8 protein-coding genes and 1 pseudogene are annotated in these 17,751 nt (G+C 61.5%); all 9 read right to left on the reverse strand.

Translation table 11 applies throughout. The annotated features are described in order from the left end of the window. Positions 1 to 35: 35 nt before the first annotated feature. The 9 genes and pseudogenes from CIT26_RS05610 to CIT26_RS05650 all read right to left on the reverse strand — a co-directional run bounded on the left by CIT26_RS05610 (position 36) and on the right by CIT26_RS05650 (position 17,736). Positions 36 to 4,619 (reverse strand): nSTAND1 domain-containing NTPase, encoded by a 4,584-nt coding sequence (locus CIT26_RS05610; protein WP_167391279.1) that lies wholly within the window; start codon positions 4,617 to 4,619, stop codon positions 36 to 38. A 259-nt stretch (positions 4,620 to 4,878) separates the two neighbouring features. Further along, positions 4,879 to 5,241 carry a DUF6665 family protein gene (locus tag CIT26_RS05615; protein ID WP_245319152.1) on the reverse strand — a complete coding sequence of 121 codons (363 nt, stop codon included), beginning with the start codon at positions 5,239 to 5,241 and terminating at the stop codon, positions 4,879 to 4,881. A 373-nt stretch (positions 5,242 to 5,614) separates the two neighbouring features. Beyond that, on the reverse strand, positions 5,615 to 10,225 hold the full coding sequence (locus CIT26_RS05620; RefSeq protein ID WP_167391280.1) for an nSTAND1 domain-containing NTPase: 4,611 nt from the start codon (positions 10,223 to 10,225) through the stop codon (positions 5,615 to 5,617). Positions 10,226 to 10,480: 255 nt separating this feature from the next. Then, positions 10,481 to 10,642, reverse strand: a pseudogene (locus CIT26_RS05625) (transposase); the annotation flags it as partial. 8 nt (positions 10,643 to 10,650) lie between these two features. Then, positions 10,651 to 12,888, reverse strand: coding sequence for an adenylate/guanylate cyclase domain-containing protein (locus CIT26_RS05630; RefSeq protein WP_095491621.1), 2,238 nt, complete (start codon positions 12,886 to 12,888; stop codon positions 10,651 to 10,653). A 282-nt stretch (positions 12,889 to 13,170) separates the two neighbouring features. Next, positions 13,171 to 13,485, reverse strand: coding sequence for a DUF6665 family protein (locus CIT26_RS05635; protein WP_095491622.1), 315 nt, complete (start codon positions 13,483 to 13,485; stop codon positions 13,171 to 13,173). 31 nt (positions 13,486 to 13,516) lie between these two features. Next, positions 13,517 to 15,400 (reverse strand): ABC transporter ATP-binding protein, encoded by a 1,884-nt coding sequence (locus tag CIT26_RS05640; protein ID WP_095491623.1) that lies wholly within the window; start codon positions 15,398 to 15,400, stop codon positions 13,517 to 13,519. A 25-nt stretch (positions 15,401 to 15,425) separates the two neighbouring features. After that, positions 15,426 to 17,300, reverse strand: coding sequence for an ABC transporter ATP-binding protein (locus CIT26_RS05645; RefSeq protein WP_095491624.1), 1,875 nt, complete (start codon positions 17,298 to 17,300; stop codon positions 15,426 to 15,428). Continuing rightward, positions 17,284 to 17,736, reverse strand: a complete 453-nt coding sequence (locus CIT26_RS05650; protein WP_095491674.1) for a hypothetical protein — start codon at positions 17,734 to 17,736, stop codon at positions 17,284 to 17,286. The genes CIT26_RS05645 and CIT26_RS05650 overlap by 17 nt, the downstream gene beginning before the upstream one ends. Between the last annotated feature and the right edge of the window lie 15 nt (positions 17,737 to 17,751).

Consider the following 17,751-nt stretch of genomic DNA (forward strand, 5'->3'; position numbering starts at 1 on the left):
GAGGTAACGTTGCCAGCCATGGGCGTTGGGCGACATCAGCTTGGACAATCGCTAACGTCGCCTTCTACGGGAAGGAAGAAGCGACGCCGTTCGCACGCGGTCAGTTCGCGTGGAACAGTTTGCTTCGCGAAATCAATGAGATCTTGGTGTGACTGAAAAACGCGGATGACGCGAGGGTCTTGCTTAAAGGACACGATCACGACCCTAGTGCCATCCGAATTAAAGGCCGCGCGCGTCAGTGCTGGTCGCTTGTTCTCCTCGTCCGGACTGACAAGTACTGCCATCTGGCGCCCCGATTGAGTTGCCCAAAGACGGACCGTGCGATCCTGGAATGAAGCCGTCACGACATAAAGGCCATTGCCACTGAATTGCGCACTATTCACTCCGCCACTGTGTCCCCTTAGAACTGTTCTTTCCGTTCCTTCCGGGACGCCCCAGGTTCGTACGGTGCCGTCGCGTGAGGCAGTCAGCACGGACCGGCCGTCCTGGCTGAAGGACACTGTTGTCAGCTCGTTGCTGTGCCCTTTCAGGATCGCGACGGTCCGTCCGTCTTTGACCGACCAGATCCGCGCCGTGTGGTCGAGCGAAGCCGTGGCAACCAGTTGGCCATCCGGACTGAATGCCGCGCCGGTTATTGAGCGCTCGTGCCCGACCAGTCTCTTCAGTTCGGTCCCGTCGGGTTTCACCAGGTGTCCCGCGCTGCCGGTCGCAGCGAAGACGAGATCGCCATCCCGGTTGAAAACAACCTGCGGTAACGTCTCGCTTGAAGGGATGGTGGCGACTTTGGCGCCGCTCGCCGCGTCCCACACCAGGGCGGTACCGCGACCCGAACCCGCCGCCAGAAGGCTTCCCGCCGGGCTGAACTGAATATGACGCAGTCGAATGGGCGATTTGATGGTCGCGAGCTGACGTTTACTCTCAACATCCCAGACCAGAACTCGGCCCGCGAGAGATACGGTTGCGACCCGAGTTCCGTCCGGGCTGAACGTCGCACTGTGGACGATCTCGCCTGTGTCGAACTTGGCAATCTCGCGTTCGGTCGTGACATCCCAAAGGTGAACTTTGGCGTCCCCGCCTCCAGTCAGAAGATGCACGCTATCGGGACTGAAGACCGCAAAGGTCGGTGGATATTCATGCAGCAGATCCGTCGTCAGAATCCCGTTGACGTCCCAGAGCCGGGCGGTGCCATCGTGCGAAGCCGTGACAAGAGTATTACTGTCGACCGGATTGAACTCCAGGTGCTCAATCAAGCCATCATGGCCGGCAATGGTTGTGAACAGCGACGCTCGACCGACGTCCCAGATGCGTATCGGACCGTCGATGGATGCGGTCACCAGGAGGCGATCGTCGGGGCTGAACGCGCTGTTCATTTCCTTGTCAGAGTTATAACCGATGTCAGCCAGTTTCAAGTTCGGCGTCTCTTGGCCAAGCACGTCAAGCAAGGTTCCCGACTTGCCGTCCCAAATCCGTGCGCTGCCATCGAGCGAGACCGTTGCGATCTGGCGGCCACCGTGACTGAAGATGACACCCTGCAGTTGGGTGTCGCTCTTGTGGCCGGCCAGTCTGGCGATCTCAGTCCCGTTCCCAACGTCCCAAAGGGCGGGCAAACTACTGAATGAAAATGTGCCCAACGAGCCTACCAACAGCCGGCTTCCGTCGGGGCTGAATGTCAGCATGGATGCCCAAGTGCCTACATACCATTCATGGATCAGAGTGCCATCCGTGGCATTCCAGACGAAGACCTTCCGCGCTTGTGAAGTCGCAAAACTGCGACCATCCGGATTAAAGTCGGCCAATGCATCTCCCATGTCTGATGCACCTCCGGTGCTGCCTACGCTCAGGAGTTTCGTTCCCGTCCGGGCGTCCCAGAGTGACGCCTGAACGTTTAATCCCTCTGTCAGCACCCGCTCGCCGTTGGGATCGAACACAGCCGTAGGATAGGCGCCGGACGGCTCGAGCACAGCACGTTGCTCACCGGACGCAGCATCCCAGATGCGCGCGGTGCCGTCCCTTGCGGCCGTAATGACCCGGCGTCCGTCCGGACTGAATCCGGCTCTCTCCACGGGTCCCCGATGGCCCTTCAAGACTGCAATCTCGGTACCTTTCGAGACGTCCCAAATGCGTGCCGTCTTGTCGTGGGACGCAGTGACAATGCGATCGCCCGTCCGATTGAAGACGGCCTGCGTCACTTCGGCGTCGTGTTTGAACACCATCGTCTGGCGGTGTGCCAACAGAGCGTTGAAAAGCGCGGCATCTGCTTCAAAGAGATATGGCCGCGCGGGCACCGATCCGCCTTTCGGCAGCGCCTCCAACGCCAACAGGATCGCGGCCTCGGTATCGCCGCTCGCCGCGGTTTGCTGCGAAAGAAGCGAAAGCGAAAGAGCGTGATTGCGCAGCGCCTGGTCGCGCGCGTCGAGGGCCTCCTTTTCGGCCGACCTGGCCAACTCCGCGTGCCGCGTCGCTTCCTGCTGTCCTTTGAACCCGAAGAACGCGCCCGCGCCGGCCATGAGCGCCAACGCGGTCGCCACGATGGCCGCATAGCGCGTGCGTCGCGCGAGCCGGCTCGCCGCCGTGGCTGCGAGAGTACGGCGTTCGGCCTCGCGCTCCAGACGTTCAGCCTCGCGCTCCAGACGTTCAGCCTCTCGCTCGAGGCGTTCGCGTCTTGCAGCTTCAGCGGCCTCAATCAGTGCCCGCTCCGCTTGCCGATCCTTCTCCTCCCTCTCGTTCTGGGCACGCGAAGAGGCTTCGATGTATTCGATGACCTGATCGTCGACTTCTTCCCGTCGCGACTGCAGCAGATCCTCGCCTTCGGCGAGACGCTTGCCGGATGGCAGGAGGAGTTCCTGGTTCCTGTTATCCGAGTGCCAGCGTTGGGCATCGGCCATGAGCCGAGCCCGCGCCTCGAGGAATCTCCTGTTTGCATTAACAATGTTGCCAGCGCGCGGCCACCGGCTCAACAAGGCTTCGTGGGCCACGCGGACGAAGACGTGGCCTGCGGCATCCTCGTCGCTGACGAGCAGGCGAGCGGCGACCAGTGCTTCAACGAGAGCCAATCGTTGAGGTGTGCCCGTGACTTCGGCGCGCAAGGCCGGACGTGCCGCAACGGCTTCATCACCCGGGCGCACCGTGGTAAGGGCACGCAACACGACTGGCAGCTCCTCCTGGATGTCGGGCGGGAGCGCGTCAACGACTTCGTCGGCGCGGCGCGCGATCGCCCCTTCGAAACCGCCAAGTGCCTGATACGCAGCAAAGGTCAAAATGCGCTGCTCCCGCCCCGCCTCGTAGAGAGCGTCGAGCACAAATTCGAGAAGCGGCAAGGATCTGGGATCAGCAGCTGCCGCACCCCGCAGCACATCGTCGAGCCGCCCGCGATCAGGACTCTCCTCGAAGCGGAGCCCGGCGGCGCGGGCCGGCTCGCGGATAATCTGGGCGATCTCGGGCCCGGACGGCGGCAAAAGCTCGTAGCTGCCGAGCCCATCCTTCAATCCCGAGAAACCGGGGACTTCGCCACAACGGTGAAAGAAATCAGATCTGATCGTCGCAATCACCCAAACCAGTCCACTGCCGGCGAGAGCTGCGAGGAACCGCAGCAGCACCGCACGCGCTGCCGGCTCATCCTCCGTCGTGAACAACTCCTCCATCTGATCGATGGCCACGATCAGTCGCAGTCGCGTAGGGACCGAACCTGCTGCGGCCGCAGCTTTGGCGTGGGCCTGGCGTATCAGCGCCAAAGCTCGATCAGGCGAACTCCGACAGAGTCGAGCCAACGCTGCCGGTTCGCAGCCAAGCTCGGGGAGTGCGTCTTCCCGAAGCAGCCCCGCAGCCAATGATGTGACCGGATCAGACCCATCCGACGGGCGGACCAGACAGCGGCGCCAAAAATTGATGCCAGCCACTGCGCCGGGTCGAGTGATGGAAGGCAGCAGCCCGGCTCGAAGGAGAGAAGACTTACCGGAGCCACTCATCCCATAAATGAGCAGGAATGCCTTGCCATTGGCAGCTTGCTGCTCGAGGCGCTCAATGCAGTCGGCAATCGCGCGGGTTCGGCCGAAGAAAAGGTCAGCGTTTTCGAACTCGAAGGGGTTGAGACCTCGAAAGGGCGACGTGACCTGCTCCTCCGAGGCGAGCGGCACGCGGTAAGCGTGTACAGGCCGAGCGATGTTTTTCACCCTGTGCTCGCCAAGATCCACGAATTCCAGCGAGAGCCGATCACGTGCCTGTGCGTAGACCGCTTCCGAAATGCACATTCCACCCGGGTGTGACAGCGCTTCCAGACGGGCAGCGACGTTCACACCGTCGCCCATGAGATTGTCGCCCTCTACGACGACATCGCCGAGATTTATGCCGATGCGAAAGCGCAGCCGGCTCGCCTCGGAAAGCTCAGCGTTTTGTTTGTCGACCTCGAATTGGATTTCGGTCGCGCACCGAACCGCTTCGACAGGGCTCGCGAACTCGGCGATGACGCTGTCCCCAGCGCTCCCGAATATCCGCCCCTCATGTTGCTCGATTACCCGGTCAATGATCTGACGATGCGCCCGCAGCGTCGCAAGCGTCCCTTCCTCGTCTCTGCCTGTCAGACGGCTATAGCCAACTGCGTCGGCAGCGAGGATGGTAGCCATTCTGCGATGAACGCGATCCAAGCCGGAACCCTCCCGCGATCTCGCAACATCCTAGTGGAAATGGTGCCTTTTGGGGAGGGGCGCCGAACTAACCGCAAGGGGTCCGCTTCCGCCGTGCAACCAGACATCCCGCCCGTGTGGCGGCAATGACTGCGTTGGGTCAACTTATTCCGTAGCGCGAGCGAATCTGGACGACTGGAATGGAACGAACTCGGGTATTCGTCTTCGGTACCAAGCGTCTGATTTTCAACACTGGTATCTATTTGGCGCCGAGCCTAGCCAGCACGGCCTTGGGGATGTTGTATTCCCGGATCACTGCGTCGTGCTTGCGCAAGCCGCACAATTCGCGCTGGATGAAGTAGGCGTGAACGGCCTCCGCCGCGTCCCTGAGCAGCCGGGCACGATGTTCGCCATCCTCTCCATGTTCACGCAACTTCGCCAGCGTTTCATCCACGCGGCGGCCGGCGCGGCCGAGCGCCGCCGCCTTTTCGCCGAGAATTTCATGGCCGAGCAGGTCGAGCGCGCTCTCCCGCGCTCCCAGCGCGTCGAGACAAATCCTGCCACAGATGACAATTCCTGGTACTTCCGCTCTCCACCCCGGCCGGACCTTCCTGAGCCTCATCAAGCAATCTGAAGCCTGAACGCACCAACCGACGATGTGCGCCAGAAGCGGCTGTTCAGTTGACAAACATCCAACGGCGGGAGTCGACGCACCCCGGCCGCTCACCAATGCCCTTGCTCTAGCACCCTTGCCGCTGGCTGCATAAAACGTTGCTGATTGGCCGTCCCGTTAGACCTCCTCTAGGGCGCACGTACGAGAAGGTGGGCTGGCATAGGCTCCGTTTATCAACCGAAGATCGCTTTTTTGCACCCGGTTTCAAAATTGCGGTTCAGCAAGGCAGAATTTTTGAACGCCAGAACTGCCATTCGCTCTTAGCTCGGAATGGCTGACGCCGACCATCGCGTGGTGAGGTCGACAGCGCATTGGAGCGATATCAGCTTGGACAGTCGCCAACTTCACGTTCGACAGGAAGGAAGAAACGTCGCCGTTCGCAGGCGGTCAGTTCGCGTGGAACAATCCCACGTGCGTAGTCAATGAGGTCCAGAGGTGTTTGGAACGCGCGAATTATTCGGACGCTATCATCACCGGACACGATTGCGATCCTCGTTCCATCGGAATTGAAAGCCGCCCGCATCAGCGCCGGTCGGTTGGCCTCGTCCTCCCGGCTGGCAAGCACTGCGATCTCGCGCCCCGACTGCGCCGCCCAGAGCCTGACCGTGCGATCCTGAGACGACGTCGTCACGACATACAAACCGTTAGGACTGATTTGCGCGCTGTCCACTGCGCCGCTGTGACCCCTGAGAACGACCTTTTCTGTTCCTACCGGAACGCTCCAGATTCGAACGGTCCCATCACGTGAGGCAGTTAGGAGAGACTGACCGTCCTGGCTGAACGCGACTGCTGTCAGCTCGTCGCTGTGGCCCTTCAGCGTCGCGACACTGTTTCCGTCCTTGATCGACCAGATCCGCGCGGTGCGGTCGAGTGAACCCGTGACAACCAGTTGGCCGTCTGGACTGAAAGCGGCCGCGGTGATTCGGTTCTGATGCCCGATGAGAACCTTGAATTCAGTTCCGTCCGTCTTCAAAAGGTGGGCAGCGTTGTCGTCCGTCGCGGTAAGGACGAGATCCCCGTCCCGGCCGAAAATCGCCTGTGGCAACTTCCCGCTTGTCTTGATGGTGGCCAGTTCGGCGCCGCTTGCCGCGTCCCACAACTGTGCGGTACCGTGAGCCGAACCCGTCGCTAACAGGTCTCCCTTGGGACTAAATTGAACTTGAAGTAGCCCGTCACGAGATTTGAGCTGCGCGACCTCGCGTCTGCTTGCAACGTCCCAAACAAGAACTCGGCCCCCAAGAGATGCGGTTGCAACGCGACTTCCATCAGGGCTGAACGTCGCACTTTGGACAGGTTCGTGTGTGTCAAGCTCGGCTATCTGACGTCCGCTTACAACCTCCCACAGGTGCGCTGCGCTATCCCCGCCTCCAGTCAAAAGGTGCACATTATCGGGACTAAAGACCGCAAAGGTCGGCGGATATTCATGGGACAGCGCAGTTGTCAGAACCCCGTCGATATCCCAGAGCCGAGCGGTGCGATCGTGCGATGCAGTGAGAAGAATGCTGTTGTTAACTGGGCTGAATTCCACGTGCTCGACCAAGGCGTCATGGCCGATGATGGTGGTGAGCAGCGACGTGCGCTCGACATCCCAAATACGAACCGTGCCGTTGAGGGAAGCGGCAGCCAAGAACCGATCGTCTTGGCTGAAGACGCTGTTCATCTCCTGATCGCGCTCATCCGGGCCCATGTAACTTAGTTTGAGCCCCGAGGACTCCTGGCCGAGCACGCCAAGCAATTTACCCGAGATTCCGTCCCAGAGTCGTGCGCTACCATCGAGTGATACCGTCGCAATTCGACGGCCGTCGTGACTGAACATTACGCCTTGTAATTGTGTGTCGCTCTTGTGACCGGCCAATGTCGCAATTTCCATGCCTTTCGACACGTCCCAAAGATGCGAAAGGAAAGGGAATGAAATTGGGCCCCACGAGCTTATCAGGATCCGGCTTCCGTCCGGGCTGAATGCGACGCTGTACGGAAAAGCGTTAACCCGCAGAGTCCGGTTCAGTTTGCCATCTTCCGCATTCCAGATAAGAATGGAGCGTTGATCGCCTTGTGCGATTGCGAAGCTCTGGCCGTCGGGACTAAAGCTAGCCAGGGAGCTTCCACGTCTCTCTACACTTAGGATTTTCCTTCCGGTTTGAGCGTCCCAGAGTGATGCATCGCTGTTCTCCCCCGCTGTCAGCACCCGGGTGCCGTTTGGGCTGAAAATCGCCGTAGGAAAATTGCCGACCGGCTGAAGTAAAAAGAGCTGCTCCCCTGAGGTGGCGTTCCAGATGCGCGCGGTGCCATCTCTAGCAACTGTAATGACGCGGCTTCCGTCCGGGCTGAACTCGGCTCTCTCAACGGCGCCTTGGTGGCCCTTCAGAACCGCAGTCTCGGTACCATTCAGGGCGTCCCAAATGCGTGCCGACGCGTCATGCGATGAGGTGACAATGCGGTCGCCGGTCCGATTGAAAGCTGCATGTGTCACACTGGCGTCTTGGTGGAAGATCCTCGTTTGACGATGCGCTAACAAAGCCTTGTAAAGCGCGGCCTCCGCATCAACGATGTACGGGCGTCTGTGTTCAGATGTGCCCGTCGGCAGCGCTTCGAGCGCCAGCAAAACCGCGGCCTCAGTATTACCGCTCGTTGCGGTTTGCTGCGCAAGAAACGCAAGCGAAAGAGACTGGTTGCGCAGCGCCTGGTCGCGCGCCTCAAGGGCCTTCCTCTCGGCCGACCTGGCCTTGTCCGCGCTCATTTGCGCCAGCACCGCCTGCCGCATTGCTTCCTGCTGTCCTCTGAACCCAATGAATGCGCCTGCTCCAGCCAAGAGAGCCAACACCGTCGCGACAATGGCCGCATAGCGCGTACGTCGTGCCAGCTGTATCGCAGCAGTTGCTGCCAGATCCCGACGCTCAGCTTCTCCCGCGAGCCGGTCGGCCTCGCGCTCCAAGCGTTCGCGTCTTGCTACTTCAGCAGCCTCGATCAGTGCCCGCTCTGCTTGCCGGTCCTTCTCCTCTCTCTCCTTCTGGGCACGTGAGGACGCCTCGATGTATTCAACGACTTGATCGTCGACTTCCTGGCGTCTCGACAGCAGCAATTCCTCGCCCTCGGCGAGACGCTTGCCGGACGGCAGCAAAAGATCGCGGTTCTTGTTGTCCGAGTGCCATCGATGGGCGTCAACCTTGAGCCGAGCCCGCGTCTCGAGGAAGCTCCTATTCGCGTTGACAATGTCGCTGGCGCGCGGCCAGCGGCTGAGCAGCGCTTCATGGGCCACGCGGACGAAGACATGGCCCGCGGCATCTTCATCACTGACGAGGAGCCGGGCGGCGATCAGCGCGTCGACGAGAGCCAATCGTGCCGGCTTTCCAGCCACTTCGCTGAGCAGGACTGGACTTGCCGTAACAGTTTCATCGCCCGGACGCACCGTGGTGAGAGCGCGCAGCACCGCCGGCAATGCCTCCTGGATGTCGGGCGGGAGCGCGTCGACGACTTCATCGGCGCGGCGCGCGATCGCCCCTTCGAGGCCGCCAAGCGCACGATACGCGGCAAAGGTGAGGATCCGGCGCTCTCGGCCCACCTCGTACAGCGCATCGAGAACGAATTCGAGAAGCGGCAACGATCCGGGATCGGCGGCTGCCGCGTCCTGCAGCACATCATCGAGCCGCCCCAGATCGGCGCGCTCCTCGAAGCGGAGCCCGGCAGCACGAGCCGGCTCGCGAATGATCTGGGCGATCTCAGGGTTCGTCGGCGGCAAGAGCTCATAGCTGCCGAGGCCGTCCTTCAGCGCCGAGAAGCCTCGGACTTCGCCGCAGCGGTGAAAGAAATCCGACCGGATCGTCGCAATCACCCAGACCAGTCCGCTGCCGGCGAACGCCGCCAAGAGCCGCACAAGCCCTTCGCGCGACGCCGGTTCCTTCTCCGTCGTGAACAGCTCCTCGGTCTGATCGATGGCGATCAGCAATCGTATTTGCGAAGGGACCGAGCCAGCGGCGGTGGCTGCTTTGCCGAGTGCCTGGCGGATCAGAGTCAGCGCGCGATCGGGAGCGCTTCGACAGAGTTGAGTCAGCTCTGCCGCTGTCAGTTCGAGAGCCAACTCGGGCAAAGCACCTTCGCGAAGCAGTCCCGCGGTCAACGAGGCGACAGCATCAGGCCCTTCGGACGGGCGGATCAGGCAACGGCGCCACAGACTGATGCCTACCACTGCGCCGGGTCGGGTGATTGAAGGCATCAGCCCCGCGCGCAGAAGAGAAGACTTGCCGGAGCCGCTCATCCCGTAGATGAGCAAAAATGCTTTGCCGTTGGCTGCCAGCTGCTCCAGCCTTTCGGTGCAAGCAGTGATCGCCCGCGCTCTGCCGAAAAAGAGGTCGGCGTTTTCAAATTCGAAGACGTCGAGACCGCGAAAAGGCGACCTGACCTGTTCCTCCGAAGCGAGGGGTACACGATAGACGTGCACAGGCCGGGCGATATTCTTCACCTTGTGCTCGCCAAGATCGATGAAATCGAGCGAAAGCCGATCGCGAGCCTGCGCATAGATCGCCTCGGAGACACATATTCCGCCCGGCCGTGATAACGGTTCCAAACGCGCGGCGACGTTGACGCCGTCGCCCATGAGGTTGTCACCCTCTACGACGACATCGCCGAAGTTGATGCCGATGCGAAATCGCAGGCGGCCTGGCTCGGGGAGGTCGGCGTTCTGTCTATCGATTTCCAACTGGATTTCGGTGGCACACCGCAGCGCCTCGACAGGGCTTGCGAACTCCGCGATGACACTGTCTCCGGCGCTGCCGAACACCCGTCCCTCATGATGCACAATCAGCCGGTCAATGATCTGGCGATAGGCTCTCAGGGTCGCAAGAGTACCTTCCTCATCCCTGCCTATCAGCCGGCTGTAGCCGACCACATCGGCTGCAAGGATGGCAGCCATTCTGCGCTGAACGCGATCCACGGCCATAGCCAGCTCCCGCAATCCTGAAGCATCCTAAAGGAAATGGCGGCCGATGAGGAGGGAGGCACCAAGCTTACCCGAATTATTCCTTTTGACCTCAACGCACAGTTTCCGCCTTAGTAGCGGAGAAATCCAATCCCAGTCGGTTCTGCCACTACCAGCATAATTCTAGTTTTATTGATCGTCCCATTGGACCTCCATCCCGTGGCGCACTTGCGACAACGGGACACCGGCATAAGTCCCGCCTATCGACCGAAGATCGCGTTTTCGCAGCACCTCGTCTGACAGGTTGAAGGTATGCTTGAGGATCGCCAGCCCCGCCATCAGCCGGGTCGGCAGCGGCGGCATGCCGGGACCGTCCGAATGGACCGCACCGAAACGCTCCTCCAGCACCGGCCAGTCGATCGCCTGCGCCAGGCGCAATCGCAAGTTCACTTGACCACCGAAAACTCGAACTGGTCCCAGCGGTAAACGGCCTTGTATTCGTCGTCGCGCCCCGGCGTTCTGAACACATTGCGATAAATTGCTCCACAGCTTGTCAGCTCTCCGGGAAAGGCATCGCACAGGAAATTGCCTTGCACCCAGGAGGTTCCTGTTCGGGTCCTCAGGCCAAAGGTTTCGCTGACGGCGCCGTCGACGGAGGTCGTGCGCTGCATCGGCAGGAACTTGTCAAACGCGAATTTTCCGCGAATTTCGTGGCCGAACATGAGAGACCTTATTTCCGCGCCTGTGAGCCGGTCCTTCGGATTCATGCCTGCCCTTGCCAATGGCGGCAGATCGGGCACGCCTGCCTTGGTCAGGCCGGCCAAAAGGCGTTCGATATCGGCCGTATTCTTGAAAACCATGAAGTCCTGGGTGATCAGTTGGTTTGGTTCCCACAGTAGCCTTTGCGTAACAACCTTCCTAAACCTTTCCAAGGCAGCCGCGGTCTGGTCGGTGCGCCCAAGATGCCCATAGGCAGAAACAAGGACTTGCAGGGCATAGAATTTCGCCCGTGGGTCGGGCGATTCAAGATCCATCTTCTCGATGGAGTGAACCGCGTCCTCGAATTTCCCTTGGCCGAACTCGGCTAGTCCGGCCTGGTAGTGCCGGTAGTCCATCCACGAGATCGGGTCGACGCGCGCGGCCGCCTCGAGATAGCTCAGCGCTTCCTTCGGCCTGCCGTTGAAATTCAGGGCATTGGCCAGCGAGAGATAATTCCAGGTATCGCTGGGATCGAGCGCTACCGACTTCAGCAGAACGGTGACTGCTTCGTCCGAGTTGTGTTCACGGACCATCAACTCGGCGACGAGCTGATAGTAGCCGGGCGAGGGATGTCGGGCGGCGAGCTTCAGGGTTTCGTGGACTTTGTCATAGGCCTCGGCTCGCGTAAGCCCCATCACCACGGCCCGGGTGATGTCCGCGTCCCAGTAAGCCCAGGCGAGTTGGGCATGAGCCGCGCCGAAATCGGGGTCGAGTTCAACCGCGTGCTGGAAATGCTTCACAGCCTGCGCAAACTCCTCGGGGGTGTTGATGCGGTTATAGATGTCCATCCCTTTGAGATAGACATCATAGGCCTCGGGACTGTTTGTGCCTCCCGAGCGGGCGGCCGGCGCGACGCTCACCAGGCGGAGTTGGAGCGCGCCTGCGATGCTGCCGACGACCTTGTCCTGCAGCGCGAACACGTCCGCCCACCGGCCGTCGAAGCGCTCCGCCCAGAGATGTCGGGAAGTCGAGCTGTCGATCAGATGCGCATTGATGCGCATGTCGTCGCCGACGCGGCGAATCGAGCCTTTCAGCAGGTACCGGACGCCCAATGCCGCCGCAATCTCCTCCGGCTTCGGGTCCTTATCCTTGTAGGCGAAGGCCGCGCTGTGGGAGACGACGAAAAGACCCGGCACGCGCGCCAGTTCGGTCGTCAGGTCCTCTGTGAAGCCGTTGGCGAGATATTCTTGTTCCTTGTCATCGCTGAGATTTTCGAAGGGCAGGACGACTAGCGAGGGCCGGGTGTCGGCAGCCTCGCTGCCTGCCGGAACAGCAGGCTGTGCAGGCCTCTCCCACAGCTGCCACCATGCTGCAGCAAGGCCGAGAGCCAGGAAGAGAACACCCGCCGCGACCGGAAAACGCCAGGCGCGTGGCTGGCGGCGAGCATGGAGGGTCTTGCCCGCTGCCACGGAATCAAGCAACACGCGATACGCCTGAACTGGTTCGGCGATGTTTTTGACCCTCTGTTCGCCCATTGGCTCAAAGGCGAACGCCAGCTTCCTTTCGACCTCCTTGGCCACTTTTCCCGAGATGCAGATGCCGCCAGGTTCCGCCAACTGCTGAAGTCTGGCCGCGATGTTGACCCCATCGCCATACCGGTCGTCGCCGTCGACGATCACCTCGCCGAGGTTGATGCCGATCCGCACCAGGATCTGTTCCACTGCGGGAAGCGAGGCGTTGCGCTCGGAAAGGCCCCGCTGCAACGACACTGCACATTCGATGGCATCGACGACACTGCCGAATTCGGCCAGCATCCCATCGCCCATCAGCTTGAAGATATGGCCGTGGTGGCGGGCAATTTCGGGCTCGAACAGTTCCTTGCGTCCGGCACGTAGTCGCTCAAACGTACCGGCCTCGTCGCGCTCCATCAGAGTCGAATAGCCTACTACATCTGCGGCTAGAATCGCGGCAAGCTTGCGGTCCATTGGTGGCCTGACCCCACCATATCATAGCATTGGTTGTTCCGATAAGAAACTGACCTCGCCGGCACTCAGCAAATCCCTACTTTCCGCGCGTTCATTGATGGCTGATGCGGCGATGGTTGACCAATGTCGTATTCTACCACATTCAAGATATTTGAGCTTAGCTGCCGGAATGGGTGGTTTGGGTCATTGGCGTGAATTCGACTGAGGGCGAACGAGCTTCCGCTTAGGGTAGAAATCGGTATTTCGCCTTCGGTACCAAGCGTCTGATTTCAACACTGGTCTCTATTTCGCGCCGAGCCTGGCCAGCACGGCCTTGGGGATGTTGTATTCCCGGATCACTGCGTCGTGCTTGCGCAAGCCGCACAATTCGCGCTGGATGAAATAGCCGTGGACCGCCTCCGCCGCGTCCCTGAGCAGCTGGGCACGATGTTCGCCATCCTCTCCATGTTCACGCAACTTCGCCAGCGTTTCATCCACGCGCCGGCCGGCGCGGCCGAGCGCTGCTGCCTTTTCGCCGAGGATTTCATGGCCGAGCAGGTCGAGCGCGCTCTCCTGCGCTCCCGACCGTCCGAAATTCGATGGCATTCGCACCGACATGCTTCACTCCGGTTCTTGCTGAAATCTGGCCCTACTCCGCCGGCCGCGTCTCCTCCAGCATGCTCTCCTCGTTGAACAGGAAGCCGCCGGACTGCCGCTTCCACAGCCGCGCATAGAGCCCGTCGAGCGCCACCAGTTCGTCATGCGTGCCCTGTTCGACGATGCGGCCGCCGTCGAGCACCACCAGGCGATCGAGTGCGGCGATGGTCGACAGCCGGTGCGCGATGGCGATGACCGTCTTGTTCTCCATCAGCCTCGCCAGATTTTCCTGGATGGCCGCCTCGATGTCGGAATCAAGCGCCGACGTCGCCTCGTCGAGTATCAGGATCGGCGCGTCCTTGAGGAAGACGCGGGCGATCGCCACGCGCTGGCGCTGGCCGCCAGACAATTTCACGCCGCGCTCGCCGACAAAGGCCTCGTAGCCCTGGCGATCACGATTGTCGCGCAAGTCGAGGATGAAGTCGTGCGCCTCGGCCTTCTTCGCGGCGGCGACCACCTCGGCGTCGGTCGCGTCCGGCATGCCGAGCTTGATGTTGTCGCGCAAGGAACGGTGGAAAAGCGCGGTATCCTGGCTGACGACGCCGATATTGGCGCGAAGCGAATCCTGCGTCACCTCTGAAACATCCTGGCCGTCGATGGTGATCTTGCCGGCCTCGAGATCGTAGAGGCGCAGGATCAGATTGGCCAGCGTCGTCTTGCCGGCGCCGGACGGCCCGACCAGTCCGACCTTCTCGCCCGGCCGCACGACAAGGTCGATGCCGTTGAGCACGCCGAATCCCTTGCCATAGTGGAACTCGACCTGTTTCACGTCGATGCGGCCGCCGGCGACGACAAGCTCCCTGGCGTCAGGTGCGTCGGTCAGGCCGAGCGGCTGCGAGATCAGCGCCTTGGAATTTTCCAGCACGCCGAGATTCCGCAGGATGCCGTTGAGCTGCATCATCAGCCGTCCGAGCAGCATGTTGAGCCGCAACACCAGGGACAGCGTGAAGGCGACGGCGCCGACTGTGATCGAGCCTTCGACCCAGAGATAGACGGCAAAACAGGCGATCGCGGTGATCATCATCCCCGACAGCGTCGTCAGCGCCATGCGCACGCCGGTCAGCCTGCGGGTGAACGGGCGCAGCGCGTCGAGATAGATATCGAAGCCGCTCCTGATGTAACGGTCGTCGCCGTCGGCCGAGAACAGCTTCAGCGTCTGCACGTTCGAATAGGAATCGACGATGCGGCCGGTGATCATCGAACCAGCCTCGGCGGTTGCCTCGGCATGCTTGCGGATCGCCGGCAGATAGCGCTTGGCCAGCCAGCCGAAGGCGGTGATCCAGATCACCACCAGCACCGCCAGCCGCAAGTCGAGGCTGGCGACCAGCACCAGCGTCGTCACCGTATAGACGACCATGAACCAGATGACCGCGATGAAGCTTTCCATCAAATCGCCGGTCGCCTGGCCCGCCTGCCAGACCTTGGTCGCGATGCGGCCGGCGAAATCGTTCTGGAAGAAGGCGTAGGACTGGCGCGAGACATGACGGTGCGCCTGCCAGCGCACCAGATTGTAGAAGCCGGGGGTGATGGTCTGCTCGTCGACCAGCGCCGCCAGGCCGACGACGATGGTGCGGACGACCAGCACCACGGCGGCCATGAAGACAAGTTCGGGACCGGCGGCAGCCCATAGCGCATCCCAGCTGCGCTCGCCGGGGAGCTGGTCGAGAATGTCGACCAGCCTCCCGACGAAGTAGAACAGTCCAGCCTCGACCAGCGGCGCAATACCGCCGATGACCAGCATGGCGAAGAAGGCGACCTTCGCCTGGCCGACATAGTGCCAGAGGAACCCGCTGACGCTGACCGGTGGCCGAAGCCCCGCGGGCTCCCTGAACGGATAGACCCAGTTCTCGAACCAGCGATAGACGGCAATCATCATTCAGCGGCCATCATTCTGCTGCCCATCATTCTGCTGCTTGACCCTTGACGATGGCATCGTTGGCGGCGGCACCGTCATCGAGCAGGAAGCCGCCCGACTGGCGCTGCCAAAGCTGCGCATAGAGCCCGCCGCTGGCGACGAGTTGCTCATGCGAACCTTCCTCGATGATGCGGCCCTTGTCCATGACGACGAGCCGGTCCATCGCCGCGATGGTCGAGAGCCGGTGCGCGATGGCGATGACGGTCTTGCCTTGCATGAGCTTGTAGAGGTTCTCCTGGATGGCGGCCTCGGCCTCGGAATCAAGCGCAGACGTCGCTTCGTCGAGAATGAGGATCGGCGCGTCCTTCAGCATAACGCGGGCAATGGCAATGCGTTGCCGCTGGCCACCGGACAATTTGACGCCGCGATCGCCTACATGCGCATCGAAACCCGTGCGGCCACTGGCGTCCGAAAGCCTTGATATGAAATCAAGTGCCTCGGCGCGGCTTGCTGCCTCGAGCAGCATCTCGTTGCTGGCGTCCGGCCGGCCATAAAGGATGTTCTCGCGCACCGAACGATGCAGCAGCGAGGTGTCCTGCGTGACCATGGCGATCTGGGCGCGCAGCGAATCCTGCGTCACCGCCGCGATTTCCTGGCCATCGATCAGGATCTTGCCGTTTTCAAGGTCGTAGAAGCGCAACAGAAGGTTGACCAGCGTCGACTTGCCGGCGCCTGAGCGGCCGACGATGCCGACCTTTTCGCCCGGCTTCACCGTCAGCGACAGGCTTTCGATCATTCCTTTCTGCTTGCCGTAGTGGAAGCGGATGTCCTCGAAACGGATCTCGCCCTTGGTCACGACAATGTCCTTGGCGCCAGGCCTGTCTTCGACGACGCGCGGCAGCGAGATCGAGCTGATGCCGTCCTGCACCGTGCCGATATTCTCGAACAGGGTGGACATCTCCCACATGATCCATTGCGACATGCCCCAGAGCCGAAGAACGAGGCCGATGACCAGGGCGACAGCGCCGATCGTCACTACCTGGCCGAGCCACAGCCACAGCGAGATCGCGGTGACCGAAAACAACAGCAGTGAGTTCAGGACGTAGAGCAGGCCGTAGAGCTGCGTCACCAGCCGCATCGACCGGTAGACCGTATCGAGAAAGCCGGCCATGCCTTCCCGGGCGAAGGACGCCTCGCGCCGCGCATGCGAGAACAGCTTGACCGTCTGGATGTTGGAGTAGCTGTCGACGACGCGGCCGGTCATGGTCGAGCGCGCATTGGCCTGCTCCTCGCCGACCTTGCCCAATCGCGGGATGAAATAGCGCAGGAGCAAGACATAGCCGGCAAGCCAGACGGCAAGCGGCGCCGCCAGCCGCCAGTCGGCCGAGCCGACGATGAACAGCATGCCGAGGAAATAGACCACGACATAATTGAGCACGTCGATGAGCTTGATGACGCATTCGCGCACGGCGAGCGCGGTCTGCATCAGCTTGGTCGCGATGCGTCCGGCGAACTCGTCCTGATAGAACGCCATCGACTGCTTGAGCAGGTAGCGATGCACCTGCCAGCGGATACGCATCGGATAGTTGCCCATCAGCGTCTGCTGGTTGAGGAGCGCATGGAACCAGACCGTCGCCGGCAGGGCGAACACCACGATGAAAGCCATGCCGGCGAGCTTCCAGCCCTCGGTCTGCAGGAACGTCTCGCGGTTCTGCGCCGACAGCCAGTCGACGATCCGGCCCATGAAGCCGAACATCCACACCTCGGCAAGGGCGATAGCCGTCACCAGCATCGCATCGATCGCGATGTAGGGCCAGGCACCGCGCGTATAGTGGACGCAGAAGGCGATCAGCGTCTTCGGCGGCTCGACCGGCTCCTCGGCAGGGAACGGATCGAGCCTTGTTTCAAACCAGCGGAACATTGTCTTGGTACTCATGTGCTTGTTTTCGCTCACGCGGCGCGGAGCGCGTGGCATCCTTGGAGCGCGTAGCGTCAAAGACCGGCGTGCCGGAATCACCCGGGCCGCCGGTCCTGCTTCGCGCAATATAGGACGTCGCGGGCTTTTCGCCGACAGGCTCGTTCGCCGATCCTGACAGTGCCGTGTCGACGACCCTGAGTGTCGCGCCGGTTTTTGCGCCGGGCCGGATCAGCCTGATGATCCGGCGCACCAACGACGGTCGGCTGCGGTCGGGAACCGCGCGCGAGAAATCGACGTCCGGCAGCATGCCGCGATGCGGGCGCCGGCGGGTCTCGGCGTGAGCCGCAGACGAATAGGTTTCGCCGATCAAAAGCGCCCAGGTCGCCATCCTGCGCTCGTGCAGGTTTCTTGAGCCGGGAATCTTGCAGGGATCGAACATCGGTCCGTCCTCCAT

Origin of the sequence: Mesorhizobium temperatum (assembly GCF_002284575.1) — a bacterium.
In the GTDB taxonomy this organism is placed as follows: Bacteria; Pseudomonadota; Alphaproteobacteria; order Rhizobiales; family Rhizobiaceae; genus Mesorhizobium; species Mesorhizobium temperatum.